This is a genomic window from Lysinibacillus sp. NPDC059133 (assembly GCF_042755925.1).
Taxonomy (GTDB): Bacteria; Bacillota; Bacilli; order Bacillales_A; family Planococcaceae; genus Lysinibacillus.
On record NZ_JBHZDH010000003.1, the window covers coordinates 153,925 to 180,343 of the forward strand.

Sequence of the window (26,419 nt, forward strand, 5' to 3'; positions counted from 1 at the left end):
TCTGCTATATGGCATCAGTCACGTATTGGTTCTATCCATTTCAACTTGGCGTAATCGTCGCTTTCGCACAGAAAAAATTTGTTGCTGTCGCTTCGCTTTCGCACAGAAAAGAATTGTTGCTGCATGAAGATTAAAAAATCCTTATTGAACCCGAATGAATAATATGGTACATTTTGTTCAACTAAAAGCATAATTGCAGGGGGACTCATTTAGAGTTGAGAAGGTAAAACCTGACCCTTTGAACCTGTTAGTTAATACTGACGTAGGGAGCATTACTGATGAAAGGCTCTTTTACGTGTTTTTTGCACGAAAAAGAGCCTTTTTTGCACGCTTACGTCCATCCAACGAGGAGGACTTACATTGATATTTCAAACGATCCGTAAACAAAATCCACTTATTCATTGCATTACTAATTATGTTGTGGCTAATTTCCAAGCAAATGGCTTATTAGCAATAGGCGCTTCTCCAGTTATGGCTGATGATGGTCATGAGGTTGAAGAAATGGTCACAATCGCCTCAGGCTTATTGATAAATATCGGTACCCTTAATGAGCGAATGAAAGAATCAATGTTACTTGCAGGGAAAAAAGCCAATGCTCTTGGCATTCCCGTAATTTTAGATCCTGTAGCTGCAGGTGCAACATCTTACCGGAAACAAACGGTACAGCAATTACTAAAGGAAATTAAATTTGCGGCAATTCGTTGTAATATCGGAGAGCTTGCGGCAATTGCCAATGTAGACTGGCAACAAAAAGGCGTAGATAGTGGTAGTGGTTCAATTTCTGTAGAAGTGGAGGCACAGAAAATAGCTCAACAATACAATTGTATTGTTATTGTGACCGGTGAAAAGGATTTTATTACTGATGGCAAACATCAGCAATGGGTTACAGGTGGAAATTCTCAAATGACAGAAGTTACTGGAACAGGTTGCTTATTGAGTGCAATATGTTGTGCCTCCTACACCGCAGGAGATAAACCATTTGACCAATTGCTAGAAACATTATCGTTTTATAAAAAATTGGCAGAAAAAGCAGCTTCTTCTACTCCATTCATTGGCGATTTTCAAATTGCTGTATTAAATGAACTACACCGCCTTTCCAAGGATGGTGAAAAATGATGGATATTGTAACGACAATTGCTGGTTCAGATAGTGGCGGCGGTGCAGGCATACAGGCTGATTTAAAAACATTTCAGGAATTAAAGGTGTTTGGAACGTCTGTTATTACAGCTTTAACAGCCCAGAATACATTGGGTGTTTCGGGTGTCTTGCCAATTGATGTGAGCTTTATTGAAAAACAACTTAAAGCGCTAATCGAGGATTTTTCAATTAGTGCTATTAAAACAGGAATGCTGTTTTCCTCCGAAATAATCCAATCAATTGCACATATTTTAGCCGAAGTAAATATTCCACTTATTGTAGATCCTGTTATGATTGCAAAAGGTGGCGAAAGCTTATTACAGCAAGAAGCAATTGAGGCATTACGAAGTTATTTGCTACCTTTAGCAACAATTGTAACGCCAAACATCCCAGAGGCCGAAACCCTTTCTGGAAGGAAAATCAATTCTTTAGCAGATATTAAAGAAGTAGCTCAGGTCTTATTACAAACAGGCGTTCAATGCGTCGTTATGAAAGGCGGTCATTTAGAGGATAAATGTTATGCTACTGATTATGTATTTTTTCAAGATGGTCGATCATTTTCCATGCAGTCTACTCGTATTGCAACAAAAAATACGCATGGTACAGGCTGTACGTTTTCCGCAGCATTAACTGCTTTTCTTGGTATTGGGCTACCTTTAGAAAAAGCGATTGAGGAAGCTAAAAAATTTATTCAATTAGCAATCACTCATGATTTATCTATTGGTAATGGCCATGGACCAACAAATCATTTTGCTTATCAAAACTATAAGGATTCCTGCGAGGTGATCATTCATGAAACGTAACGATCTACAGCTCTATTTTATTATGGGTACGGGTAATGTTTTAAATCAGGAGCCAATAAACGTTTTAGAGAAAGCTCTCCAATCTGGAATTACTATGTTTCAATACCGTGAAAAGGGGCCGAATACACTAACTGGACAAGCCTATGAAAATTTTGCTCGTAAATGTCAAAAGCTCTGTCAACAGTATCATATTCCGTTTATCGTCAATGATGATGTAGAGCTAGCTATAAAACTTAGAGCAGATGGTGTTCATATTGGCCAAGAAGATTTTCCTGTGTCGATGGTACGTGAAAAAATTGGCAACATGATTCTAGGTGTTTCTGTTCATTCACAAGCTGAATTACAAACTGCTCTACAATATGGTGCGGACTATGTTGGAATTGGTCCAATTTTTTCAACCGCTTCTAAAAGCGACGCCAAACCACCTAGTGGAACTGATTTTTTACAACAAGTTCGCAGACAATACCCGGAGCTCCCTATCGTTGCAATTGGAGGCATAAACTGCTCGAATGCACATGCTGTATTTAAAGCAGGTGCGGATGGAATAGCAGTTATTTCCGCAATTTGCGAAAGTAAGGATATTTCAAATACAGTCTCTATATTTAAATCATTTGTAGGATAAAGTGAAACTTTAATCAGTGGGGCGTTTTTACCCCACTGATTATTAGTCTTCACCAATCGGGTTTTTACGGGCAGTTAACTCCTCCTATTTCTTTGCTCTCATTGAATTGAATTGAATTGAATTGAATTGAAATGGGAGGACCTAACGTTTCTCTTTTGATATAGATAAATTACTGCCCGTTAATACGGGATAAAAAATAAAGAATTTAAACAAACTAAAACCAGTGCCTTTTACGGTCACTGGTTTTAATTTTAATAATTACTGTTTAAGCAATTATTGGTTGTTGTTTGGCATACCTTTTAATTGTGATTCAGCCATTTGTACAAGACGTTTAGTGATTTCACCGCCAACGGAACCGTTAGCACGAGCTGAAGCGTCAGCTCCTAATTGAACACCAAATTCTTGTGCAATTTCGTATTTCATTTGATCTAGAGCTTGCTCTACACCAGGTACTGCAAGTTTGTTTGAACTGCGATTTGTTGAAGTCATGTGTCTCTCACCTCCTTGTGAATATAGAATGTGCGATATTAGATTTTTAATACAAAAATTTTATAGGTAAATTGTACCTCAGAAGGAAGTAGACTAAAAAAAGCCGACTCAAATGGATTTTTGAGTCGGCTCTTACGGAATCGCAAGTTTCTTCTATAGAAGATCCGCAAATTTATCGGCTTCTTGTTCTTTTTTCGGGAAAATATAGACTTCACGGTTTTTCACTGCTCGTTCGATTAGTTCATCAAAATCCGAGAAGCTTTCGTAATGCTCAACCTTTTCAAGCTTTGGCTTTGTTTTTGGACTTGCAGGAGTAAAAATTGTACAGCAGTCTTCAAATGGCTGGATAGACGTTTCGTATGTGCCTATTTTCTCTGCAATATCGATAATTTCTAATTTATCTGATGAGATTAATGGACGTAAAATTGGTGTGTTAGTTACGGCATTAATAGCTGTTAGACTTTCAAGAGTTTGACTCGCTACTTGACCAAGACTCTCACCTGTAACAATAGCTAGTGCACCAATTTCTTCACGTACTTTATCAGCAACTTTTAGCATCATACGACGAGTTGTTGTCATCGATACATTAGAAGGTACTTTTTCTTTAATAAGAACTTGAATTTCAGTGAAAGGAATTACATGTAATCGTATATTAGCTCCAAATTTTGTTAATTCATTAGCAAGCACCTTTACTTTTTCTAATGAATTTTGGCTTGTGTATGGTGGGCTAAAGAAATGAATCGCTTCTAAGCGCACTCCACGTTTCATCATTAAATAACCAGCAACAGGACTATCTATACCACCAGAAAGCATTAATAAAGATTTACCATTAGAGCCTACAGGCATTCCACCTGCACCCGGTATAACTTGTGCCATCATATATGTTGCATCATGACGCACCTCTACACGAAGTTCGATATCAGGCTTCTTCACCTTTACTGATAAATTTTGATATTGTGGTAATACATAACCACCAATTTCGCGTTGAATGGCATGTGATTCTAACGGAAATGTCTTATCTGTGCGCTTTACTTCTACTTTAAAAGTAAGCTGCTCATTTTTAAACGTATCCATAATTGTTATGGCAAGCTTTTTCATGGCCTCCATGTCTTTTTCACATGCTGCCACTGGACTAAATGATTGGATACCAAAAATTTTAGGTAATCCTTTTAATAGTACGTCCATTTGTGTTTCATCTTGAATGGCGATAAACATACGATCGCGCTCTGTGCGAATGTGTAAATGTCCTAAATCCGCAAACGCATGACGAATGTTCTCACGTAAGCGACGAATAAAATCCATCTTGTTGCGACCCTTTGTAGAAAGTTCTCCATATCGAATTAAAATTTCTTTCCAAATCATTTTTAAAATTCTCCTTTAAGTTCCATCAATACTTCATCTAATATTTGTTTAAATTTTTCTATATCTTCGTTTGTTACATACGCGCCAAAACTAATACGAATAACACCTTTTTTAAAATGCTCATCGAGATTTAGAGCTTCAACAACATGACTTGTTTTTGTCTGTTTCGATGAACAAGCACTCGATGTCGACACAATTACATTGCGTTTTTGCAATGCATTGATAATGACTTCACCTTTTAAATCGCGAATACTAAAAGATAAAATATGTGCCGCTCCTTGTGGTGTTGATAAAATATGCACTTCATCTCCATATCCACGTAATTGGCTACATAATTCTTCATACCATTGACGATATTTTTTCGCACGGTCATTCATCGTCTCTATGGCTATACGAGCTGCTTTGGATAAGGCTACAGCTTGCGGTACAGCTACTGTCCCACTACGTAAACCAAACTCCTGCCCTCCACCAAGTGCATACGGTTGCCATTTCATTTTTTTGCGGAATGCGAGTACACCTGAACCTTTAAAGCCATGAATTTTATGGCCAGAAATTGAAATACAGTCTGGTCCCTCGTCATCGTTAAATGATATCGGTAACTTCCCAAAGCTTTGAACAGCATCTACGTGAAAAGTTGCACGACTTGATTCATGAATAATTTTTGCAGCTTCAAAAATTGGTTGAATCGCACCCATTTCATTATTTACATGCATCATACTTACTAAAATGGTATCCTTACGCACTTTTGTGCGAAGCTCTTCTAAAGAAATAACTCCATTTTTATCTACTTGCAAGTATTCTACGTCAAAACCGTCTTGCTCAAGTTGTTTTACAGATTCTAGGACAGATGGATGTTCAATTTCAGTTGTTAAAATATGATTTCCTTTATGTGTATTGCTACGTGCTAAACCAAATATAGCCGTGTTATTGGATTCAGTACCACCTGATGTAAATAGCACATTTTTTGCTTCTGTCTGCAAAATATCTGCTACTTGCTCACGTGCACGCATTAATAATTCGTTTGATTCAACACCCATTGCATGAATAGAAGCAGGATTGGCATAATACTGCTCATTCACTACCATAAATGCTTGCATAACCTCTTTTAAAGGTTTTGTTGTTGCACTGTTGTCTAAATAGATTGTATTAACTTCCATTATTATTCACACACTTTCAAAACGTTGATTTAACGGTATTTATCATAACGCAATCTTCAGCAATTGACTACTAACTTTAACAATTATACTAATTTAATCACTTATTTGTTTGCTTTTAATGTGAAAAACCACCCATTATAGAGTGGCATATTAATATTTACTATGAACGTTTCCTGAGTATAAAAATTTGGGTTTTGCATTGTTGGCTTATTACTATAACGTGAGGTTGATTTCCGTTCCGGCTGGGCGCTTTGTAGCTGTCGCTTCGCTTTCGCTACAGAAAACATTTGTTGCTGACGCTTCGCTTTCGCACAGAGCAAAGCTTCCTGGGGGCGTCCGATGAGCCGCTTGGGCCAACACGATGTTGGTCACGAAGGCGTTATCACAGGATGTGATGCTCTTAGCCTTCGTTCCCCTACTTGCTCGCTCCAGGGTCTCGGGCCAACACGATGTTGGTCACGAAGGCGTTATCACAGGACGTGATGGTTTTAGCCTTCGTTCCTCTATTGCTGATCCCCAAGGAGTCGCCCAACCTCCACTCCAATCAACTTATATACATGACATATGCTTTAAATAAATGCCATCCTCAACTTTCAGCGACAATATTTAAACTATATTTCAACACCGTATTGAAGACGAATTTCACCATTATAAACCCTAGTCAACACGCTTGTTTTTAATCTTTCTTCATTGTTATAAATTCAGTTGATGCTGTGAATTCCATGACTTTTTTAAAGCCTAATTTTTCATAAAGGTGAATTGCTCTTGTATTAAATGAGGCTACCGTTAAACGAAGGGAACTATGATTTTCTTGTTGTAGCTGATTTAATATAAATGAAAAAAATTCTGAACCATAACCTTTTCCTGTTAGCACAGGCTTCATCCCAAGCCCAACATCAATGCACTCGTCTAAATACGCACCATAATCACGTCCTTTAGGTACTTGTGCAGATGTTCCTGTACAGAAAAAACCGACTAGCTCTTCTTTATCATTGACAATTGAATAATACGGACTTTCAAGAAATTCTTTTAGAGATTCGTCGCAAAGTTCATTGTTGTAAAAATCATATGGTTCTTCATATTTCCAATTCAAAATATCCGTCGCATAAATTTCATTCATTTCCCGAACATAAAATTGCATGTTGAACACCTCTATTTTTATCGTTTCTAATCAAAAATTGGGATGAAGCATCGTATGTAGTTTCTAGAAAAGGAATCAAATGAATACCCCAACAAATATTTAGCTCTTTTCATATTTGAAGAAATCTCGCTTCTTAATAACAAAGCTGTCTAAAAAGTAAAAACTATACCTTTTTAGACAGCTACTGTAATTTCTTATTATACTTGACTATTTTGACACTGTTTCTCCTGCTACAAGTTCTTGAATTCGCTTTAAAGCACCCGGCTCCATTTCTTCAACTGCTGTTCCTGCCTCTTCTAATGCTTTGGAATAACGGAATTGATTGAAAGATCCTTCTGCTTCTTTTAAACGAGTATTCAATTTTGGATTTGTTGCACGATGACGATTACCATACTGAATAATACGCTCAATCAGCATTACATTTTCAATTAATTCATGCGCCTTCGCTTTTACATCCTCTACACAAAGTGTTGCAGCATTTAAATTATTATGAACTGTTCCCATGTTGAGAGGCACCTCTTGCAAGCTTTGCATAACTACATAAATATGCTCTGCTGCCTCATCTAGACGGGCATCCATCTCTTCAGGGATACCTGGAATATTAGCTTTATTTAATAGACGATCTGTTTCTTGTAATGCTTTCTTTAAGCTTTCTACCTGTGTACGAGCCTTGTTTTCATCAATTCGTAGCTTCTTCATCGTGTTTGATAAATGACCTTGCTCCTCATGAATCCGTTCTAGCTCATCACTTATTTCAATCAATTCTTCCTGCAAACTTGAGTATGCAGATTTTTCCTCTCTAACACGCATCGCCAATAAGTCATAGCGACGTTGTAAAGCCTCTAATTGCTTTAATGCAGCTTTTGGAATTTCTGCATCTTTTTCATTTAAACGATAGCTTTGCTGCACAAAGGTTGCTTCATCACTTACTAATCTTGTTGAACTAATAACATTGGTGATTGAGCTTAATAAACGATCACAATTTTGGTCAACATAATTTTTAGCAATAACCTCTTTTTCAAGCAGATCGTAAAAATGATCAATCTCTTCATTCATATCCGTAACACGTGGTTTAACAACATTTAAGTTAAGCTCTGCTAATTCATTTTTTAATGTCGCAAATTCCTCTTCAAATTTATTAAGCTCTTCCGTTAGCTCTAAATGCTGTAAATAATAGGATTGCTCCTCCATTTCACGCTGGCCACTTCGTAATTCCTGTACCGCACCTGGAAGCTTTACTTGCAATTCAGTCAAAATTGTTGGGACATCATTAATGTATTCAAATGTCTGCTGTGACTCTTGGTTCAAGCCAATAACAATTTCTCTCGCCTGCAAATAATTCCCTTCGCTCGTAAGCACATCGAACTCCTCAAACTTTTGAACAAACGTCTCTAGCTTTTTCTCCAGAGCTGGTAATGCTACCCCAAATGAATGTTGGTGCGCTAGCAATGTTTTACGTGCAGAGCGATAGTATTCTTTTAATTGTTCAATTTCAATACGATTTTTTTCTTCGCTGCCAATTAATTCATTTAGTTCTTCTAAGATTTTATCTTTATTTTGTTCACACTTTTGAATGTAATCTTCTATCTCACGTTCAATTAACGTTGCTTTATTAAAACGAAGTCTATTGATTTGATCCTCTGCATCAAATAAAAGTGAATCAATTTTCGTCATATGTACATCGATAACTTCATCCCAACTATTACGCCATCGTTCAAACATTTCTTCCGTTTCACCGTTCATGTTTAAAGATTTAACTTTTGAAATTTCCTCATTTATGGGATTGTTTTGTATTTGTGATTTTTCATTTTCAAGTTTAGCAATGATTGTTGTATGTTTTCGTCGCATCATAAATCCTACTATCGCTAAAATTAATAGTAGGATAACTGGAATGATGATATACTCCATCGTAAGCCTCCTATTCTACAATAAACGAATTGGCTAGTTGTATTTATTATATACTATGTTATCGCCTTTTGTACTAAAATTTGAGTGTTTTTTGTGTAATTGCGCCTTTTAAGAATAACAACTACTTAATTTTTGAACAATATGCGCAAATATAAGTGTTATTATCCAAAATATAAAGGAGTGGTATTTATGAAATGTGACGGCCATGTTCATAGCCCATATTGTCCACACGGAACTTCTGATTCATTTAAGCAGTATATAGAAAAAGCAATATCTCATGATTTCACAGATATTACCTTTACAGAACATGCACCATTACCATTGAATTTTGTTGACCCTACACCGCAGCAGGACAGTGGTATGAATCCAGAATTTTTAATGCCCTATTTTGAAGATTTACAGTACCTTCAAAAGGAGTACGCACAAGACATTCGCATTCATATAGGACTAGAGGTCGACTATATTCAAGGCTTTGAACAAGAAACTCGTCAATTTCTTGATACATATGGACACTTTTTAGATGACTCTATTTTATCAGTTCATTTTTTACAATGGCACAATATCTTTGAATGCATAGACTTTTCTCCAGAAAGTTTTATGGCTTTTTCAAAAAAAGTGGGCTCTATTGAACAAGTGTATAATTTATATTACGATACCGTCCTACAATCCATTAAAGCAGATTTAGGGCAATACAAGCCTAAGCGCATTGGGCATCCTTCACTTATTCACAAATTCCAATTAGCACATATGGTGAAAATTGATGATTCTGCGCAGATTCGAGAAGTTTTAGATTTAATGAAGGCAGAAGGCTATGAGCTAGATTTAAATAGCGCTGGATTAAGTAAAACACATTGTCAGGAAACTTATCCACCATTTTCCTTCATAGATTATAGTAAATCTATTGGGCTTCCAATTGTTTTCGGTTCAGATGCTCATACTGTTGCTGATTTGCATCAACATTATAATGTTATATTCCCAAAATAAATAACTTTCAAACGAGGTGCTTTTATGTTTACTCAAATTAATTATGAAGGGCCAATTGCCGAGCAATATAATACATTGGCTAAACAGTTAGATGCCCTACTTACAGGAGAAAGCGATCGCATTGCTAATTTAAGTAACGCCTCTGCATTACTAAATCAGTTTCTACCAAACATTAACTGGGTTGGTTTTTATGTATTACAAGGGGAAGAACTTGTCCTTGGGCCATTCCAAGGCTTACCTGCCTGCGTCAGAATACCAATTGGACGCGGTGTTTGTGGAACAGCTGTAAGTAAAGCAGAAACAATGGTGGTAAGAGACGTACATGACTTCCCAGGGCATATTGCCTGCGATGCCGCTTCCCAATCTGAAATCGTTATTCCCTTGAAAAAAGAAGGAGAGGTTATCGGTGTTCTTGATATCGACAGTCCAATCGTTAATCGCTTTTCTAAGGAAGATCAAGAGGGGTTAGAGCTATTCGTAAAAACCTTACTCCTCCATTTATAAAAAAATACCCTGAAATGATTTATTGTCATTTCAGGGTATTTTTCGTAAAAAGATGACTGACGTTTTATTTCGTGAAATCGATTTCCGTTCCAACTGAGCGCTTTCCGAGTGGCGTCAGATGTGCCCCAAAGAGTTGTCCAGCCTCCACCGAAATGTCATCCCTAATTTTAATAGCGAGCTATTAATTTATTTGATACGGTCGATCATGCATACAAAATCGATTTTTACCGCTATTTTTCGCTTCATAAAGCGCTGTATCTGCATGTAGGAAAACAGATTGAAACGCTGGACGATACTGTTCATTCCATGTTATGAGACCTGCTGAAATTGTCACCTGAGGATCTGTTGTATTTGGAATTACTGCAACGATTGTTGCTGCCAATTCGATTGCTTCTTTCTCATCAATATCCGGGACATACACAGACATTTCCTCTCCACCCCAGCGTGCACAAATACCACGAGCTCCAATCATTTCTTTTAACTGTACCGCAATTTGCATAAGAATTTTATCACCAATCTGATGACCATACGTATCATTAACACGTTTGAAATTATCAATGTCAATAAGTAAGAACATCCCCGATTGATCATTTTTAAGTGACTTTTCTACATATTGATCTAAATAACTTCTTGCATACAATTTTGTTAAATGGTCCAAATCTACCATTTCCTGAAGTTTATTGCGTAATATTGAGTTTGCAATTGCTAAAGAAGAATGATGGATTAATGATTGCATTAATTTAAAGCTATCAAACGAAAAGAAATATGGCTCCTTGTGTAACACAATACTAAAGCCATTAATTTTTTCTTCCATTAAAATCGGGATTGCCATAATTGAACGATATTCAACTTGATTAGAGGTTAATCGGCTGAAATCAGCAATAAATAGTGGATCATTGGTATTTTCAAAATGTTGTTCAACATGTTTTATAAATGTTTGACCCTTTTCTGTATTAAATAAAGCCGTGCTAGCATCCGTCACTTCAAATGTGTCATTATGCTTAAAAGCGAAGCAAACTTCCATTGGTTGAAAGGATTTCATTAACTGCTTTTGAAGGAAAAGCAACATTTCATTAATGTCTAACCTCATATTTAAACGATGTGATGTTTCATTGATGAGTTGCAAATCACTCACAAGGCGATGTGATTGATGATATAATTTTGCATTTTCGAGCGCATTTCCTGATGTTTGCGCTAGCATTCGTACAAAATCTTTTTCAGTCGTAGAAAAAAGATACGTTGTAGGTGCAATTACTTGTAAAATGCCATAAATAGCTTGTCTCCCTTTAATAGGGGCGTTTAATACTCGACAATTCAAATCGCTAGCAAGCTCCGTCGTCAGCTCTCCCGAGACAAAAGCTTCAACCGTCGCAGGCCTTTCAGATAAGTAATCAAAAAGCTTAATATCGATAGTCGTATGGCGGTCTTGATCATTCGATAGTATAAGCTCCACATTAAATTCGGGAAAATTACCCTTAATATTTTTTAAGACATTTTCTAAAATTAAATCAATATTCATAGTTGAATGAAATAAATCTGTCATATTATACAATTTTCTATATTGATCTTCATTCACTTTTACTTCATAATTTTCTCTAATCAACTGAAGAACCTTTGTAAGCGTTTCGACAAACTTTTCCCCGTAATCCGAAGTCATAAAGTCTGTCCATGCATCGGTTGCCTCGACGAGTAGCACACCAATTGGATTCTTGCCTTCTGCTTGGAAAAGCACCATATCTGTCATCGTCATATAGGCGTCTTTTTCTTTTAATATATAGGGAATTTTCACCATCTTCTGTTGATAAAAGCTAGCTTCAATCATTAACCATGACACAGCATTTAGTTTTGTTTCAATTGTTACAGTAGCCATCTCTTCAATCGGTATTAAAGAATTACCTTCGAAACCGAGAAATGCCACATTTACAATTCCAAAGCGCTTCTTTAGACACTGTTTCAATGGGTTAAAATACCCATTAAAACCAGCTTGTTCCTTAGAACTCACCCAAATGCTTAAAACATCTGATTTTATATATTTTAGCGTTTGTAAATGGTCTGTCATGAAATCACCTTTTCTATATAACGTCCAAATCAAATACTATTAACTTATAGTATATTATACATAATTTGAGTCATTTTGACTATGTTATTCTATTTCACTTTTACATTTTACATATCACACTGTATCATTAACTATTCCTGAATATCGAAAAATGTATAGGGAGGAAATTTTTACTATTGTCCATTTTCAAAAATAATTAGCCTAATAATTGACGTCTATATAATAAGCAGTTACAATGTAGTTTGTGTAAAATAAACGCAGCAGTGGTATGAGCTTATTACTGTATTTTATTCCTCTATTTTATTTAGTATAACTAAACAGATTCAAATAGATGGTGTATCGCGTAACCTAACGGCTGCATAGGCGAAAATACATGAAAATAAAATGCGTATAAGAATGGGTACTACTGGTTTTTGTTTTACAACAATAAAACCAAATTTAAAGGAGGAGACAACAATATGTCTCGTTATACAGGTCCATCTTGGAAATTATCACGTCGTCTTGGTATCTCACTAAGCGGTACAGGTAAAGAAATCGAAAAACGCCCTTACGCACCAGGTCAACACGGTCCAAACCAACGTAAAAAATTATCAGAATACGGTTTACAACTTCAAGAAAAACAAAAACTTCGTCACATGTACGGCATGAACGAACGTCAATTCCGTACTCTATTCGACCGCGCTGGTAAAATGAAAGGTGTTCACGGTGAAAACTTCATGGTTCTTCTTGAAACTCGCCTTGACAACCTAGTTTACCGTTTAGGTTTATCTCGTACTCGTCGTGGATCTCGTCAATTGGTAAACCACGGCCACATCTTAGTTGATGGCAAACGCGTTGATATTCCTTCATACAGCGTAAAACCAGGTCAAACGATTTCTCTTCGTGAAAAATCTCAAAACCTTGCTGTAGTAACAGAAGCAATCGAAGTAAACAACTTCGTACCTGACTACTTAACATTTGATGCTGACAAAAAAGAAGGTACATTCACTCGCCTTCCAGAGCGTTCTGAATTATCAGCTGAAATCAACGAAGCATTCATCGTAGAGTACTACTCTCGTTAATCTTTTAACGTTAGAATACTTTCGTTTCTTAAACCTCGCAACCTTGTTTATACAAGCGTTTGCGAGGTTTTTGTATTTAATCAGATAAGCGGAAATTTACGTTTTGATTGTGGGGATTCGAGGGAAATCTTCAGGAGCATTTTTACCTTAAAATTTATAAAAAGAACATACGGACAGGTGTACATAATTTTTATCAATTTTAAAATAAGATGATAGAGCTATCAAGTCACTCATGTTTTCTTTTCAAATGAGTGGCTTTCCTAAAAAAAGAATACATCATTACCCTAAAACGGAACATATGTTCTTTTTGTGATAATAAAAAATAGCCATATAGGCAAATTAAATGTATTTTCATACCATACTCAAGATCTATTATTATTGATATACACAGTTTCATCAACTTTTTCAACTTTGGCAACCAATTCTTTTTCCTCATTGTAGAGCAAATGACTTATACCGTGATAAATTTTCTTCAGTGCATTTTTACGAATAACATATATCATTTGCTGACTATAACTCATCTCTTGAGCTATCTTAACTATAGTCCATCCTTTTAAATATCTATATTTGATAAAGGCAAATTCCTTTTCGGGCATTATGTTTAACAACTCACTTATACATATGGCTACCATTTGATCTTTGGTTAATGTTCCGACTTTTTCTTTATTTATATATGGATACAATTTCAAATATTCTTCTACCAATTTATCTAATTTGCGTCCGTTCTTCTTCATTCCCATTTCCCCTTTCCCCTATTTTTCTGTTCCAAATTAATTCTTAACATTTTATTTAATCTTCGCTCTTGATTTTTGTGTCTTTAAGCTCATTTGTTAAATTAATAATCGCTATTTCTATGTTCTTCATACCCTTGTCCAATTTAACGAGTAATAACATTGAAACTACAACTGGGAACCCCAATTTAATAATAAATTTATAAAAATCAACATATTTCATAACATCAATCACACAGAAACGTATGTTCTTTTTTGTATTAACTATACTATAAATTCACATTGTATAACAATAAATTACGAAAATAAGGTATCATGAAGTGAAATGGTTTAATTAAATAAATTTTTGAGGTGAGACATGGAATTCGACATGATTATGAATATATATTTATTTGTTTTCGGCCTTATCCTTGCACTTAAAACGATTCTACTCTTAATTTTCACCCAGAAAAAACAACTAATTAACTTACTATTGAATCTAGCTTTACTTTTATTACTTACCAATTTTATAATTATTGTAAAAGATGAAGTGTTCATAACTTTTAACGTTAAAACTTTAGGAATAATTTTAATTGTGCTCGGATGCTACAGCTACTTTTTTTATCAACTTTATAAATTTTTCAAAAAAGCACATGAATAGTCCATCATGTGCTTTTCGTTTATTATCTTGTGTATGTCAAGTATTTTGCTGTAGTTATCTTGTCCTGATAAACGCCACCGTTTTTCGCTTTAAAAGAAATAGTAGTTCTAACTCCATCAGTTGCAGGTTCTATTTTCGTAATTATCTTATCCCCAGCTCTAGGAGTTGGAAATGGCTCATACTTAGTGTCATGTACCCAAACACCTCTTATTGTTGCACCTAATGAAATTACGGTAGTAGTTACAGATACAACTAACAAACTAGCAAAACCTAATAACGCAAAAGAACCCAGTGTAAATGTAGCGTTTATTTTCCAATTCAGTACATCTTTAGCCGTAAACTCGTAAGTAGCAGACGTTGTTGTCGCTAGATGTACTTTGCAATAAGCTGTGTCATACGTATATCCATTATTCGCCTTTATATGCACCTTGTATTCCCCAAAATATGGAGTTTCAACCGTTATAGAATCTTTTGCAGTCGCTTGGCTATAATCTTTTGAAAAAATAATTTTCCCATCTCCCGGTCGTTGCACTTGAATTGATCCACCGTAACCAATACCACCACTTTTGCTCCAAGAAATGCTTAAACTTTTTGTACCTGTTTTAGATACCTTTAAACCGAAATCTGAATTACCATTATTAATTGCCATTAAAAATTCCTCCTTGTGTTGTTTTTTGGAACAACTTAATCATAAGTTTTTTTAATGGCTTAAAACTCTGTTAAAAATACTACGATATTTCATGATTTATCTATTAAAACTCTATTAAGTAATCTATCATTCTCTATATAATGCTAAACGAAAAAAATAAAAATCCTAGTAACCTTGTTAATGGCTTCTAGGATTTTTTTCATCGCTTAAACTTTTATAACGATAGCTGTTGTATTTGATTTTAATACACTTTCCCTTTCCAGCTTTTTTCGTTTAGTTCGTAATAAAAGCCCTACCATTAGGTAAAGCAATGTAGTCATAATGCCTGCCGTTGGAGAAACAAGAAATTCTTTTCCCTGAGCAATTTTGATATATCCGTCAAGAATAAGTGGATTCACAAGCGCATCTTCTGTCATATGCATAAGGACAAGTGGCCAAATGCTCTTCGTCATTAAGTAAATTTCTGTATACATAACTGTCCAGCAAATCATCGTCACAATACCTATTAACGCAAATAGCCACCGATTTACAGGAAGTACGCTGAAGATATCACTTTCTGATAAGAACACTAAAAAATATGGACTATGCCAAGCTCCCCAAACACCACCCACAATAAAATACAACCAAAAATCATTTATTTTTAACGATGAAAGTTTACTTGTTAAATAACCTCTCCAAACTGATTCCTCAAAAAAGTTTTTAACAAATTGAATCAGTAAACCACTAATAAAAACTGAAACTAATGCATCTAAATTAAAATTTGAAAAATCCATCCAGCCAAATATATAGCTTAATAGCAAAACTATAAAAGTGATTATGGGATAGACTAGGAGTGAGACAATATACCATTTTATGTTGCCTTTCAAATTTGGCCATAAGCCTATATCTCGCCAACCATCTCCTGCAAATGCACGTAACAGTATAGTTGTAAGTAACGGAAATACTAGCCAAATTCCCATCCCAAGTGTGTCACCTTTAGGCTGTTCAGGGATGAAGCGATCTACAAAAACACCAAGCCAGCCACATAGCAAAACAACAACTATAAAGATTATTAAGTTGCGTTTAGTTTTCATTTTCAATCCGCCTCCCTGTTTTCAAGGATTGAAATAACCCACATTGTATTGGGACAAGGAGTTTCGGGATGCAGCGCAATGTATTGGGCGATTCCTTGAATTGAACACCAAAATGCTACCGCAAGAGCTTCAGCATTTCCCTGTTTAATTTCACCTAGCAATTGCCCCTTCTTTATTAATGGAGTACTCTTTTTTATTAATTTATCTGCTTCCATAAGCATTTCTTTTAAATCTTCCGACAAGGAATCAAGATGTTGTGCATTCTCCATTAGCACAAACATTTTTGCTGCAGATGGGTTTGTACTGATCATGTTAAACAAATCCGCAGCAGCCGCTGTAAAAATTGCTAATGGCGATTCATTCATAAAATTAAAATCCATCTTGAGTCTTTCACACCCTATGCGTATTAGCTCTTCATAAAGCTTTTCCTTAGAGTCAAAATAATGAAAAAGCAATCCCATGCTCATATCAGCGGCTTTAGCAATATCAGCAACTTTCGTTTCACCATACCCCTTCCGAATAAACAAATCTAATGCCGATTGTAAAATTAAGGCCCTTCGTTATTCTTTTTGTTCATGTCTAATCGACATTTTCCCCCACCCTTTTATTAAAAGTATTTTCATTGAAATATTATTCAATAAAATTACAAATATCCCTACAAAATGCCTAAATAATAAAAACTTCAATAAGTTTTTATTCCCGTTTGTAAATATCAATAAAAAAGGAACCTTTTATCTTTATGGAAGTCTAAATACAAAATATCGGAATAAAGGAGGAAATAATGGGGGTTTCTGAACTTACTGTGATGGTTTTAATTTATAGTGGGATCATGATTTTTTTCTTAGTACCCTTTAAAAAACATCAAAGCAAGGAAATTAAGCGTCCAATTACTTTTAAAGAAAGTCTACTGCATATCATTTTTCATAAAAAGGCTTTACTAGCTCTCCTTTTATTAGGCTTTTTGTTAGTAGCTATTTGGTTCGGTTATGAACAGGAGGTATATCATTTTAATGCTCACAGTGGTTATCCTCCTATAAATTCTGATTCAAAGGCAATTTTCTATATGTGCGCATTACTCGGATATACGGTCATTCTTTATTTAGTTCTCGCATTATGTATTTCCTTAAACATTTTAAAAAGAAGGAGAGAATAATTTTAAATATTCCTATAAATTATGACGATTTTATGTACTTTAAAATAGTAATTACACATTTAAAAAACAACATAATCACTACTATTATATTAAAAACAAATTATCAGTTATTTACTATTCAACACTCTCTTAAAATAGAACATATTTCCAAAAAATATATTTTACTTTCATAGTAAAACAATTTTCAAAACGTTTTCATATCAATACTACTAGACAATTCAACCTTTCATCATATCAAAAAACCATCTAACTTTTTTGTAAAATAATAACTCGATTAAAATTAACAATTTTAATAAAAATACGAGTTGAACTTTTACAGAGAATAGAATACTATGAATTTCGAAAGGTGGTTCGCCATCATTCAAGCAATAACAATTATTTTAAAGGGGTTGGAAATATGTCAGACGTTCTAAAGCAATTTGTTATGCCGAAAACAAACTTATTTGGACCTGGAGCAATTCAAGAAGTTGGTAAACGCTTAAATGATTTAGAAGTGAAAAAGACATTAATCGTAACAGATGAGGGCTTACACAAATTAGGTCTCTCTGAACAAATTGCTAACATCATTACAGCTGCTGGAATTGATGTAGCAATTTTCCCGAAAGCAGAACCGAATCCAACAGATCAAAACATTGAAGACGGGATTGCAGTGTATCATGCGGAAAACTGTGATTCAATCGTTTCTCTTGGAGGAGGTAGCGCACACGATGCAGCAAAAGGTATCGGACTTATTGCTTCGAATGGTGGACGCATTCATGATTACGAGGGCGTTGACAAATCAGAAAACCCACTAGTTCCATTAATCGCTATCAATACAACTGCTGGTACAGCAAGTGAAATGACTCGCTTTACAATTATTACGGATACAACTCGTAAAGTGAAGATGGCTATCGTAGACACACATGTTACTCCACTACTATCGATTAATGATCCAGAGCTAATGATTGGCTTACCTCCTGCTCTAACGGCGGCAACTGGTTTAGATGCATTAACACATGCAATCGAATCATTTGTGTCGACAAACGCAACTCCAATTACTGATGCATGCGCAGAAAAAGTATTTCAGCTAGTTCCTGAATATTTACCACGTGCCTATGCAAACGGTGCAGATTTAGAAGCACGCGAGCAAATGGTTTACGCACAATTTTTAGCAGGCATGGCGTTTAATAATGCATCACTTGGCTATGTACATGCAATTGCTCATCAATTAGGTGGTTTCTATAATCTACCGCATGGCGTATGTAACGCTATTCTATTGCCACATGTTTGCCGCTTCAACTTAACAGCACGTACTGAGCGCTTTGCAAAAATCGCTGAATTGTTAGGTGAAAACGTTGAAGGATTAAGTAAACGTGATGCTGCTGAGAGAGCAATTTTAGCAATTGAAAATCTTTCTAGAGATTTGAACATTCCAAGTGGCTTCCGCGAATTAGGGGCGAAGGATGAGGATATTGAAATCTTAGCGAAAAATGCAATGTTAGATGTATGTGCTGCAACAAACCCACGTAAAGCAACTTTAGAGGACATTAAACAAATTATTACAAATGCGATGGGCCCTGTAGCGAAAAAAGAAGAATCACTCGAAGCTATCGCACTTTCTTAATAAGTAATCAAAAGGCATGTCTCTAGCAGGCATGTCTCTTTTTATTGTGGTCAGCATTCGGGCATTGTATATGACCTCAACACTCGCTATACTTTTCTTAAAAAGAATGGGAGATAAGAAGATGCGTTTAATCTCAATTTGTCCAAGCAATACCGAACTTGTTGCTTATTTAGGCCTGACTGATCAGCTTGTCGGTGTCGATGATTTTTCGGATTGGCCATTATCAGTAAAAGACTTACCTCAGCTTGGCCCAGATTTATCAATTAATATGGATGCATTAGAAGCATTACAGCCTGATCTTGTACTTGCATCCTTAAGTGTCCCCGGCATGGAAAAAAATATTGAAGCGTTACAAGCTAGAAATATTCCCCATATTGTTTTTAATGCTAATTCATTAGAGGAAATCGCACAGGATCTCCATAAATTAGGTAAAGCCTGTGGGGTTGAAGGGCGTGCAAAAGAAATTTCTGAGGAATACTTACAATGTATCGATCGTCTTCGCACAGTGGCTCAAATGATTCCTAAAAAACCTACTCTCTATTGGGAGTGGTGGCCAAACCCTATCTTTACGCCAGGTAAAATAAATTGGCTAACTGAAATTAGTGCCATTGCTGGTGGGGAAAATCTGTTTCAAGATGTAGAGTTAGCAAGCGTGCAAACTGATTGGGCTGATGTAGTAAGGCGCAACCCAGACTATATTATGATGGCTTGGGTAGGAGTTGCCTTTGAGCGAATTCAACCGGCAAATTTATTAAAACGTTCACATGCGCAGGAGCTACAAGCCGTTAAAATGAATCAGCTTCACGTAATGGAAGAATGGCTTTATTGTCGCCCGTCACCACGCCTTATAGAGGGTGCATTAAAGCTAGCAAATATGCTTCACCCCAAAGAATATAAGCACGTAAAGCTTCCTAGTTTTTTAGATAGCTAAAATGAAAGTATGACCATTCGCCGAAACGAGGAGTTGATTTCCGTTCCGGCTGGGCGCTTTCCTGGGGGCGTCCGATGAGCCGCTTCACTCGCTTTGCTCGCTCCAGGGTCTCATCTGTGACGCTAATCCCCAAGGAGTCGCCCAGCCTCCACTCCAATCAACCAATTTATTTAGCGTGTATTTTCTGGCATGTCACTTTAATTTTAAGTGATAAAACGAAGCATCCGCGCATAACAAAGCTAAGGAAGCAGCTCGACGTTTGCCCATAGGAGAGCGAATAAAGCAATCCTTGACCCTTTTCCAACATAACAAAACATCCCCTCAAATTTCGAGGGGATGTTTTGTTTGTGAGTCTGGAATCGGCTTTGTGCTTAGGCCAGCAGATGTTTTTTGTGCGAAAGCGCAGCGGCAGCAAGGAGTTTTGTCTGTGCGAAAGCGAAGCGACAGCAACAACATGATGTTAGTCACTCAGTCGTTGCCACAGGACGTGGCGTTCTTAGACTGAGTTCCTCTATTTCAGCGGATGTTTGGATACCCGTTGAAAAATGACTTAAAACCGCATTCATCTCACCAACTATAGAGGTGAGAGACTTCTGTACCTGTCGCTACGCTTTCGGTACAAAATCCTTTGCTGGAAGAAGTTAAACAAACTTCACCATATGGTATTTTTTCTTGCCGCGACGAACAATGCTGAATGCATCTTCTAAACGATCTTTGCCGTCGATCACATATTCTAATTCAGTGACCTTTTCACCATTCACGCTAATTGCACCATTTGTTACGTCTTCACGAGCTTGACGTTTTGAAGGAGAAATACCCGCTTCCACAAGTAAGTCCACGATGTTTTTATCTTCTTTCGCCATTTCAATAGAAGGAACATCTTTAAACGCATCCTTCATTTCATCAGCAGAAAGTGCTTTTAAGTCACCCGAGAATAAAGCAGCTGTAATGCGGATTGCTTGGTCTAATGCTTCTTGACCATGAATTAAGCGAGTCATTTCTTCAGCTAGTGCTTTTTGTGCCTTACGTAAATGTGGCTCCCCTTCTACAGATACTGCTAAAGCTTCAATCTCTTCACGAGAAAGGAATGTAAAGATTTTTAAGTATTTTACAACATCAGCATCCGCAGCATTAATCCAGAATTGGTAGAACTCATATGGAGATGTTTTCTTGCTATCTAACCATACAGCTCCACCTGCTGTTTTACCAAATTTCGTACCGTCTGCTTTCGTTACTAAAGGAATTGTTATACCAAAAGCTTTCGTCTCTTCCTCATGTGTTTTACGAATAACTTCTAAACCAGTTGTAATATTCCCCCACTGGTCAGAGCCACCTACTTGAATGCGACAGTTGTAATGGTTGTATAAATGATTGTAATCAATACCTTGAATTAATGTATACGCAAACTCAGTAAATGAAATCCCTGTATCAAGGCGTGATGCAATCGTATCCTTTGCTAACATGTAGTTCACGTTAATTAATTTCCCATAATCACGTAAAAACTCAATCGTATTTATATTGCCAATCCAGTCACGGTTATTAACTAACTGCGCACCATTACCATCTTCTGCAAAGTCAAAAATACGCTCTAATTGGCTACGGATACCTTGAACATTTTTATCAATTTGCTCAACTGTTTGTAATTGGCGTTCTTCAGAGCGACCAGATGGATCTCCAATCATACCAGTCGCACCACCAACTAACAAAATTGGACGGTGGCCCGCTTTTTGGAATCGACGTAGCGTTAAAAGAGGCACAATATGTCCAATATGCATAGAATCCGCAGTTGGATCAACACCACAGTATAAAGAAACAGATTGTTCATCTAATAATTTGACCATACCTTCAGCATCAGTTTGTTGGTATAACAATCCGCGCCATTCTAAGTCTTGTAATAATTCATTCGTCATTTTTATTCCTCCTAATTGTTTAATAATTCCGTGTAGGGAGAAACAAAAAAGTCCCTACACGCAAAAAATTGCATGCAGGGACGTTAAAAACTAACGCGGTACCACCCAGCTTGAAGATGTCATCCATCTTCCTCTTCATTCAACCGCCTTTATCGCAGGCGCGCACGTCTAAGCTCCAAGCACGTAATTCGTCTCTACATTATGACCAGCTTTCACCAACCGCCGGCTCTCTATACAGGGAATATAGACACTACTGCAAGCTCTTCTTCACTAGAAAACTATAAGCATTATTCTAAACGATTCTTTTTCATTGTCAATAATTATGTTCGACCTAAATCAATATGTGCTATAATAGACAAGATTTTAGGAGGTCGATACATTGAAAGATTGGATTGAGAAAATCAATGCAAAGATCGATGATTTAATTCAACAAAAATGGATGAAGAAATTACGTATTTCAGGAAGTGTTGCCTGGAACTTATTTTTACTATTTTTAGTCTTTGCATTGGTAGGCACTGTATTTGCCGGTTCAGTTGGCGCTGGTTATTTTGCTTCACTTGTAAAAGAAGAGCCACTACGCTCTAAGGAAGAATTAAGAAAAGAAATTTTCAACTACGATTCAACAAGTGAAATTTATTTTGCCAACGATATTTATATCGGAAAATTACGTACGGATTTAGACCGTCGAGTAACAACATTAAACGATGTCGCACCTGATGTTGTGAATGCGGTATTAGCGACAGAGGACGAGTATTTCCGTGAACATAACGGAATAGTTCCGAAGGCCGTCATCCGTGGGCTAGTTCAAGACGTAACCAACTCTTCCACACAAACTGGTGGCTCTACATTAACACAACAGCTTATTAAAAACCAAGTATTAACAAATGAAGTATCTTATGAACGAAAAGCAAAAGAACTTTTACTTGCAATGCGTTTAGAGCACTTTATGAAAAAGGAAGAAATTTTAGAGGCCTATTTAAACATAATTCCTTATGGTCGTAATGCTTCCGGTCGAAACATTGCAGGAGTAGAAACAGCTGCTGAAGGTATTTTCGATGTAAAAGCAAAGGATTTATCGCTTCCTCAAGCAGCGTATATAGCTGGTATTCCTCAATCACCTTTTGCTTACACACCTTTCACAAATACAGGTGTACTTAAAAGTAAAGAAGCTCTTCAACCGGGTATTGATCGTATGAAAACTGTACTTTATCGTATGAAAGACGCAGGTTATATTAACGAAGCTCAATATAAAGAAGCACTCGCTTACGATATCACTGCTGACTTCCGTTCACCAGAGATGCGCGCAGAAGATCGCTACCCATGGCTAACGTATGAGCTTGAAAATCGAGCAAAAGACATTATTGCAGAAAAACTAGCAGAAGAAGATGGTATTGATCCAGAACGCTTAAAAAATGAGAAAAAGTTAAAAGATAAGTATACGATCCTAGCAGATCGTGATGTCCGCTCAAAAGGTTATCGTATCTATTCAACTATTAATAAGGATATGTACGATTCGATGCAAAAAGCAGCGGAAAACTTTCAAAATTACGGTCATACTTACACCGTTAAAGACAAAGATCCTGTAACAGGTGAAGAAATCGATGTTCAAATGCCTGTACAGGTTGGTAGTATTTTAATCGAAAATACTACTGGACGTATTTTAAGCTTTGTCGGTGGTCGTGATTTTGAATTAAAAAGTTATAACTACGCTACACAGGCAAAACGCTCAAATGGCTCAACAATGAAGCCTTTACTCGTATATGCACCTGCAATAGAATATGGTGTAATCGGTGCAGGTAGCCCATTAGTCGACGTAAAATTCTCTATTCCCGGATGGAGCCCAACAAACTATAATACTAATGATGAACGAGGGCTTATCCCTGCACGTGAGGCATTAGCGAGTTCACAAAACTTATCAACTGCACGTCTATATTATAGTATTCTTAACAGACGTCCTGCCGATTATTTAGTAAAGATGGGAATCACAACCCTAAAGCCTAATGATTTCACAAACCCTTCTGCTAGTCTTGGGGCCGTAGAAGATGGTATTACGGTTGAAGAGAACACCAATGCCTATGCAACTTTTGCAAATGGTGGACAATTCATTGACTCTTATATGATTGATAGAATTGAAGACCAAAATGGAAATATCATTTATAAACACGAAGTTAAACCTGAACAAGTATTTAGTCCTGAAACTTCTTATATCATTACTGATATGTTACGAGATGTGCTAACAAAAGGAACAGGTACAGTTGCAAGAAATACATTAAAATTCTCTGCTGACTTTGCCGCTAAAACAGGTACTTCACAACAATACAAAGACGTTTGGCTAGTTGGCTATAACCCGAATGTTTCTCTTGGTGTATGGATGGGTTATGATAAAAATCAATCACTGGATGCATTTAATAATACGTATCAACAGCCTAGTGTGCGAATTAACAAACTATGGGGAACATTAATGAATTCTGTGTATGATGTAGATCCACAATTAATTGCCCCTAAAACTAGATTTACGCAACCGAAAAACGTTGTCACTGCATCATTCTGTGGTATTTCTGGTTTAGCGCCATCTGCAGCATGTGCTAATGCTGGTCTCGTGCGCTCTGATTTGTTTAACGCAAAAGTATTTTTACCTTCACAAGCTGATGATAGCTTAGCTTCTTCAAGCGTTGTTACGATAAAAGGTAAAACTTATAATGCACTTCCTAGCACACCGGCAGAATTTGTAAAAGCAGGCGGTGCAGGTATTAATCAGGCATTTATTAAACGAATGCTAGGCCCACTTGGCGGTAACCCGGCCAGCCTATTACCAAAAAATTCGTCATTATCGAATTCATCGGTGTCTGCTGTTAATTTCCCAGCAGATCAAAATCCGCCAGCGGCAGTATCTGCTTCAATTAATGGGAATACATTATCTTGGACAGGCTCTTCAAATGATGTAGTCGGTTACCGAATATATAAAGTAACAAATGGTGGAAGAATTCTTGTCGGATCAGTGCTTGAATCATCACAAAGTATGACGGTAGCAAGTGGTCAAGCCTATGTTGTTGTCGCTGTAGATATTACAGGTTTAACTTCATCGCAATCCAATACCGTTTCTACTGGTGGTAGCGCAAGTGAAAAACAACCTAAAAAAGACAAGCAAGAAGAGGTCCCACCAACTACTCCACCTACCGACGGCAATGACTCGAACAATAATGAAAATGGTTCGGAAAATGGCGGTGGGTCTGATGGTAGTAACGGGAATGGCTCCAATAGCGGTAACGGTTCTGGAAACACTGGAAATGGCTCCAATAACGGCAACGGTTCCGGAAACACTGGAAATGGTTCCAATAACGGCAGCGGTTCCGAAAATACTGGAAATGGCTCCAATAACGGCAGCGGTTCCGGAAATACTGGCAATGGCTCCAATAATGGCAATGGTTCCGGAAACAACGGGAACGGCTCTAATGGAGGAAACAACGGAAATACAACTCCACCGCCCGATCCACCTAAACAACAATAAACAAGCATGGCATACTACGATTAAAAATTAATTGTAGTATGCCTGTTTTTTTGTCATTATAAAGGGGACTACAAATTTGAAGGGGTGGAAATAATTGAACATTTTAGTTTTAGGAGGCACTCGCTTTTTTGGTAAAAAGCTTGTTGAACTCTGTCTTCAAAATGGGCATAGTGTAACTATTTTAACACGTGGACAAAGCGGAAATCCTTTTGATGCGAAGGTGAAACAGCTAATTGTTAATCGAGATGATGCCGATTCGTTGTCACAAGCACTATCAAGTACTACGTGGGATATTGTCTATGATAATATTTGCTATTCTCCCAATGAAGCTCATAAAATATGTGAAATTTTAGAAGGTAAAACGAAAAAGTTCGTTTTTACATCTACTCTATCCACCTACGAATTAGACGGTACTGTCAAAACAGAAGAAGATTTTAATCCATATGATTATGAAGTTCGAATGGGGAATCGTGATAATTTTTCATATGGTGAAGGTAAGCGTCAAGCAGAGGCAGTACTGTTCAAAGAAGCTACGTTCCCTGTTGTCGCTGTACGTTTTCCGATTGTTATGGGTGAGAACGACTATACACGCCGTTTACATTTTCATGTTGAACGAATTTTACAGGAACAGTCTATTTCATTGCCAAATATTGAAGCAAAAATGAACTATATTACGGATGATGAAGCAGCTGCATTTTTATATTTTGCAGGGATTACCCCTATTGAAGGACCTTATAATGCAACAGCTACAGGTGCAATTTCGTTAAAAGATTTGCTGGGGCTTATTGAAGAAACAACGGGAAAGCATGCAAAAATTTCTCTTATAAGTGGCGATGAAGAGTCTCAGTCACCATATGGGGTTCCAGCAGATTGGTATATGTCAACTACAAAAGCAGAAGCGGCAGGCTTTACATTTAGTCAACTTCATGACTGGCTCCCTACTCTAGTGAAAACATTAGTAAAAGAGCTGCAATAAAGTGAAACTTTAATCGGT

22 protein-coding genes, 1 riboswitch and 1 other annotated feature are annotated in these 26,419 nt (G+C 36.7%); of the genes, 11 read left to right on the forward strand and 11 right to left on the reverse strand.

Annotated elements, in window-relative coordinates:
• Nucleotides 1-187: 187 nt before the first annotated feature.
• Nucleotides 188-286: riboswitch (TPP riboswitch) on the forward strand.
• A gap of 74 nt (nt 287-360) precedes the next feature.
• Genes thiM through thiE form a run of 3 tightly spaced genes read left to right on the forward strand, consistent with a single transcriptional unit; the run spans nt 361 to nt 2,562 of the window.
• On the forward strand, nt 361-1,116 hold the full coding sequence (gene thiM, locus ACFXN8_RS03215) for a hydroxyethylthiazole kinase (RefSeq protein ID WP_386842721.1): 756 nt from the start codon (nt 361-363) through the stop codon (nt 1,114-1,116).
• Nucleotides 1,116-1,940, forward strand: a complete 825-nt coding sequence (thiD, locus tag ACFXN8_RS03220; protein ID WP_386842758.1) for a bifunctional hydroxymethylpyrimidine kinase/phosphomethylpyrimidine kinase — start codon at nt 1,116-1,118, stop codon at nt 1,938-1,940. Before thiM ends, thiD begins: the two co-directional genes overlap by 1 nt.
• The gene (gene thiE / locus ACFXN8_RS03225) at nt 1,930-2,562 is read left to right on the forward strand and encodes a thiamine phosphate synthase (protein ID WP_386842723.1); all 633 of its coding nucleotides are present in this window, start codon (nt 1,930-1,932) and stop codon (nt 2,560-2,562) included. The genes thiD and thiE overlap by 11 nt, the downstream gene beginning before the upstream one ends.
• Nucleotides 2,563-2,835: 273 nt before the next feature.
• Here the strand turns inward: thiE and ACFXN8_RS03230 are convergent, their stop codons facing one another.
• From ACFXN8_RS03230 to ezrA, 5 genes are all read right to left on the reverse strand, one after another.
• Nucleotides 2,836-3,051 carry an alpha/beta-type small acid-soluble spore protein gene (locus tag ACFXN8_RS03230; RefSeq protein ID WP_376075349.1) on the reverse strand — a complete coding sequence of 72 codons (216 nt, stop codon included), beginning with the start codon at nt 3,049-3,051 and terminating at the stop codon, nt 2,836-2,838.
• Between the two features lie 153 nt (nt 3,052-3,204).
• Nucleotides 3,205-4,413 carry a tRNA uracil 4-sulfurtransferase ThiI gene (gene thiI, locus ACFXN8_RS03235; protein ID WP_376075350.1) on the reverse strand — a complete coding sequence of 403 codons (1,209 nt, stop codon included), beginning with the start codon at nt 4,411-4,413 and terminating at the stop codon, nt 3,205-3,207.
• A gap of 2 nt (nt 4,414-4,415) precedes the next feature.
• Nucleotides 4,416-5,570 (reverse strand): cysteine desulfurase family protein, encoded by a 1,155-nt coding sequence (locus ACFXN8_RS03240; RefSeq protein ID WP_386842726.1) that lies wholly within the window; start codon nt 5,568-5,570, stop codon nt 4,416-4,418.
• Nucleotides 5,571-6,246: 676 nt separating this feature from the next.
• Nucleotides 6,247-6,711, reverse strand: a complete 465-nt coding sequence (locus tag ACFXN8_RS03245) for a GNAT family N-acetyltransferase (RefSeq protein WP_386842728.1) — start codon at nt 6,709-6,711, stop codon at nt 6,247-6,249.
• 207 nt (nt 6,712-6,918) lie between these two features.
• Nucleotides 6,919-8,619 carry a septation ring formation regulator EzrA gene (ezrA, locus tag ACFXN8_RS03250; protein WP_386842730.1) on the reverse strand — a complete coding sequence of 567 codons (1,701 nt, stop codon included), beginning with the start codon at nt 8,617-8,619 and terminating at the stop codon, nt 6,919-6,921.
• 189 nt (nt 8,620-8,808) lie between these two features.
• Here ezrA and hisJ point away from each other — a divergent pair, with 189 nt between their 5' ends.
• The gene (gene hisJ / locus ACFXN8_RS03255) at nt 8,809-9,603 is read left to right on the forward strand and encodes a histidinol-phosphatase HisJ (RefSeq protein WP_386842732.1); all 795 of its coding nucleotides are present in this window, start codon (nt 8,809-8,811) and stop codon (nt 9,601-9,603) included.
• Between the two features lie 24 nt (nt 9,604-9,627).
• Nucleotides 9,628-10,107, forward strand: coding sequence for a GAF domain-containing protein (locus ACFXN8_RS03260; RefSeq protein WP_376075361.1), 480 nt, complete (start codon nt 9,628-9,630; stop codon nt 10,105-10,107).
• A 181-nt stretch (nt 10,108-10,288) separates the two neighbouring features.
• Here ACFXN8_RS03260 and ACFXN8_RS03265 read toward each other — a convergent pair whose 3' ends face one another.
• Entirely contained in the window at nt 10,289-12,166 is a 1,878-nt protein-coding gene (locus ACFXN8_RS03265; RefSeq protein WP_386842735.1) for a sensor domain-containing diguanylate cyclase, read from the reverse strand.
• Between the two features lie 458 nt (nt 12,167-12,624).
• Here ACFXN8_RS03265 and rpsD point away from each other — a divergent pair, with 458 nt between their 5' ends.
• Complete coding sequence (rpsD, locus tag ACFXN8_RS03270; RefSeq protein ID WP_370045127.1) at nt 12,625-13,227, forward strand: 30S ribosomal protein S4; 603 nt, start codon at nt 12,625-12,627, stop codon at nt 13,225-13,227.
• 362 nt (nt 13,228-13,589) lie between these two features.
• On the opposite strand, the gene ACFXN8_RS03275 is transcribed toward rpsD, so the two are convergent.
• The 4 genes from ACFXN8_RS03275 to ACFXN8_RS03290 all read right to left on the reverse strand — a co-directional run bounded on the left by ACFXN8_RS03275 (nt 13,590) and on the right by ACFXN8_RS03290 (nt 16,868).
• Nucleotides 13,590-13,961, reverse strand: coding sequence for a sigma factor-like helix-turn-helix DNA-binding protein (locus tag ACFXN8_RS03275; protein ID WP_386842738.1), 372 nt, complete (start codon nt 13,959-13,961; stop codon nt 13,590-13,592).
• 659 nt (nt 13,962-14,620) lie between these two features.
• Complete coding sequence (locus tag ACFXN8_RS03280) at nt 14,621-15,247, reverse strand: hypothetical protein (protein WP_386842740.1); 627 nt, start codon at nt 15,245-15,247, stop codon at nt 14,621-14,623.
• A 206-nt stretch (nt 15,248-15,453) separates the two neighbouring features.
• A complete protein-coding gene (locus tag ACFXN8_RS03285; RefSeq protein WP_386842742.1) occupies nt 15,454-16,320 on the reverse strand; it encodes a CPBP family glutamic-type intramembrane protease in 867 nt (288 codons plus the stop codon).
• A gap of 2 nt (nt 16,321-16,322) precedes the next feature.
• Entirely contained in the window at nt 16,323-16,868 is a 546-nt protein-coding gene (locus ACFXN8_RS03290; RefSeq protein WP_386842760.1) for a TetR/AcrR family transcriptional regulator, read from the reverse strand.
• Nucleotides 16,869-17,101: 233 nt separating this feature from the next.
• Here ACFXN8_RS03290 and ACFXN8_RS03295 point away from each other — a divergent pair, with 233 nt between their 5' ends.
• The 3 genes from ACFXN8_RS03295 to ACFXN8_RS03305 all read left to right on the forward strand — a co-directional run bounded on the left by ACFXN8_RS03295 (nt 17,102) and on the right by ACFXN8_RS03305 (nt 20,007).
• On the forward strand, nt 17,102-17,473 hold the full coding sequence (locus tag ACFXN8_RS03295) for a hypothetical protein (RefSeq protein WP_386842744.1): 372 nt from the start codon (nt 17,102-17,104) through the stop codon (nt 17,471-17,473).
• 397 nt (nt 17,474-17,870) lie between these two features.
• Nucleotides 17,871-19,076, forward strand: a complete 1,206-nt coding sequence (locus ACFXN8_RS03300) for an iron-containing alcohol dehydrogenase (protein ID WP_376071648.1) — start codon at nt 17,871-17,873, stop codon at nt 19,074-19,076.
• A gap of 121 nt (nt 19,077-19,197) precedes the next feature.
• Nucleotides 19,198-20,007: a cobalamin-binding protein gene (locus ACFXN8_RS03305; RefSeq protein ID WP_376071645.1), complete on the forward strand. Its 810-nt coding sequence runs from the start codon at nt 19,198-19,200 to the stop codon at nt 20,005-20,007.
• A gap of 641 nt (nt 20,008-20,648) precedes the next feature.
• Here the strand turns inward: ACFXN8_RS03305 and tyrS are convergent.
• Nucleotides 20,649-21,917 (reverse strand): tyrosine--tRNA ligase, encoded by a 1,269-nt coding sequence (tyrS, locus tag ACFXN8_RS03310; RefSeq protein WP_376071637.1) that lies wholly within the window; start codon nt 21,915-21,917, stop codon nt 20,649-20,651.
• 73 nt (nt 21,918-21,990) lie between these two features.
• Nucleotides 21,991-22,194: a binding site (T-box leader), on the reverse strand.
• A gap of 102 nt (nt 22,195-22,296) precedes the next feature.
• Between tyrS and ACFXN8_RS03315 the strand changes: the two genes are divergently transcribed.
• The gene (locus ACFXN8_RS03315) at nt 22,297-25,425 is read left to right on the forward strand and encodes a transglycosylase domain-containing protein (protein WP_386842747.1); all 3,129 of its coding nucleotides are present in this window, start codon (nt 22,297-22,299) and stop codon (nt 25,423-25,425) included.
• 94 nt (nt 25,426-25,519) lie between these two features.
• Nucleotides 25,520-26,401 (forward strand): NAD-dependent epimerase/dehydratase family protein, encoded by an 882-nt coding sequence (locus ACFXN8_RS03320; protein WP_386842749.1) that lies wholly within the window; start codon nt 25,520-25,522, stop codon nt 26,399-26,401.
• Nucleotides 26,402-26,419: the final 18 nt, after the last annotated feature.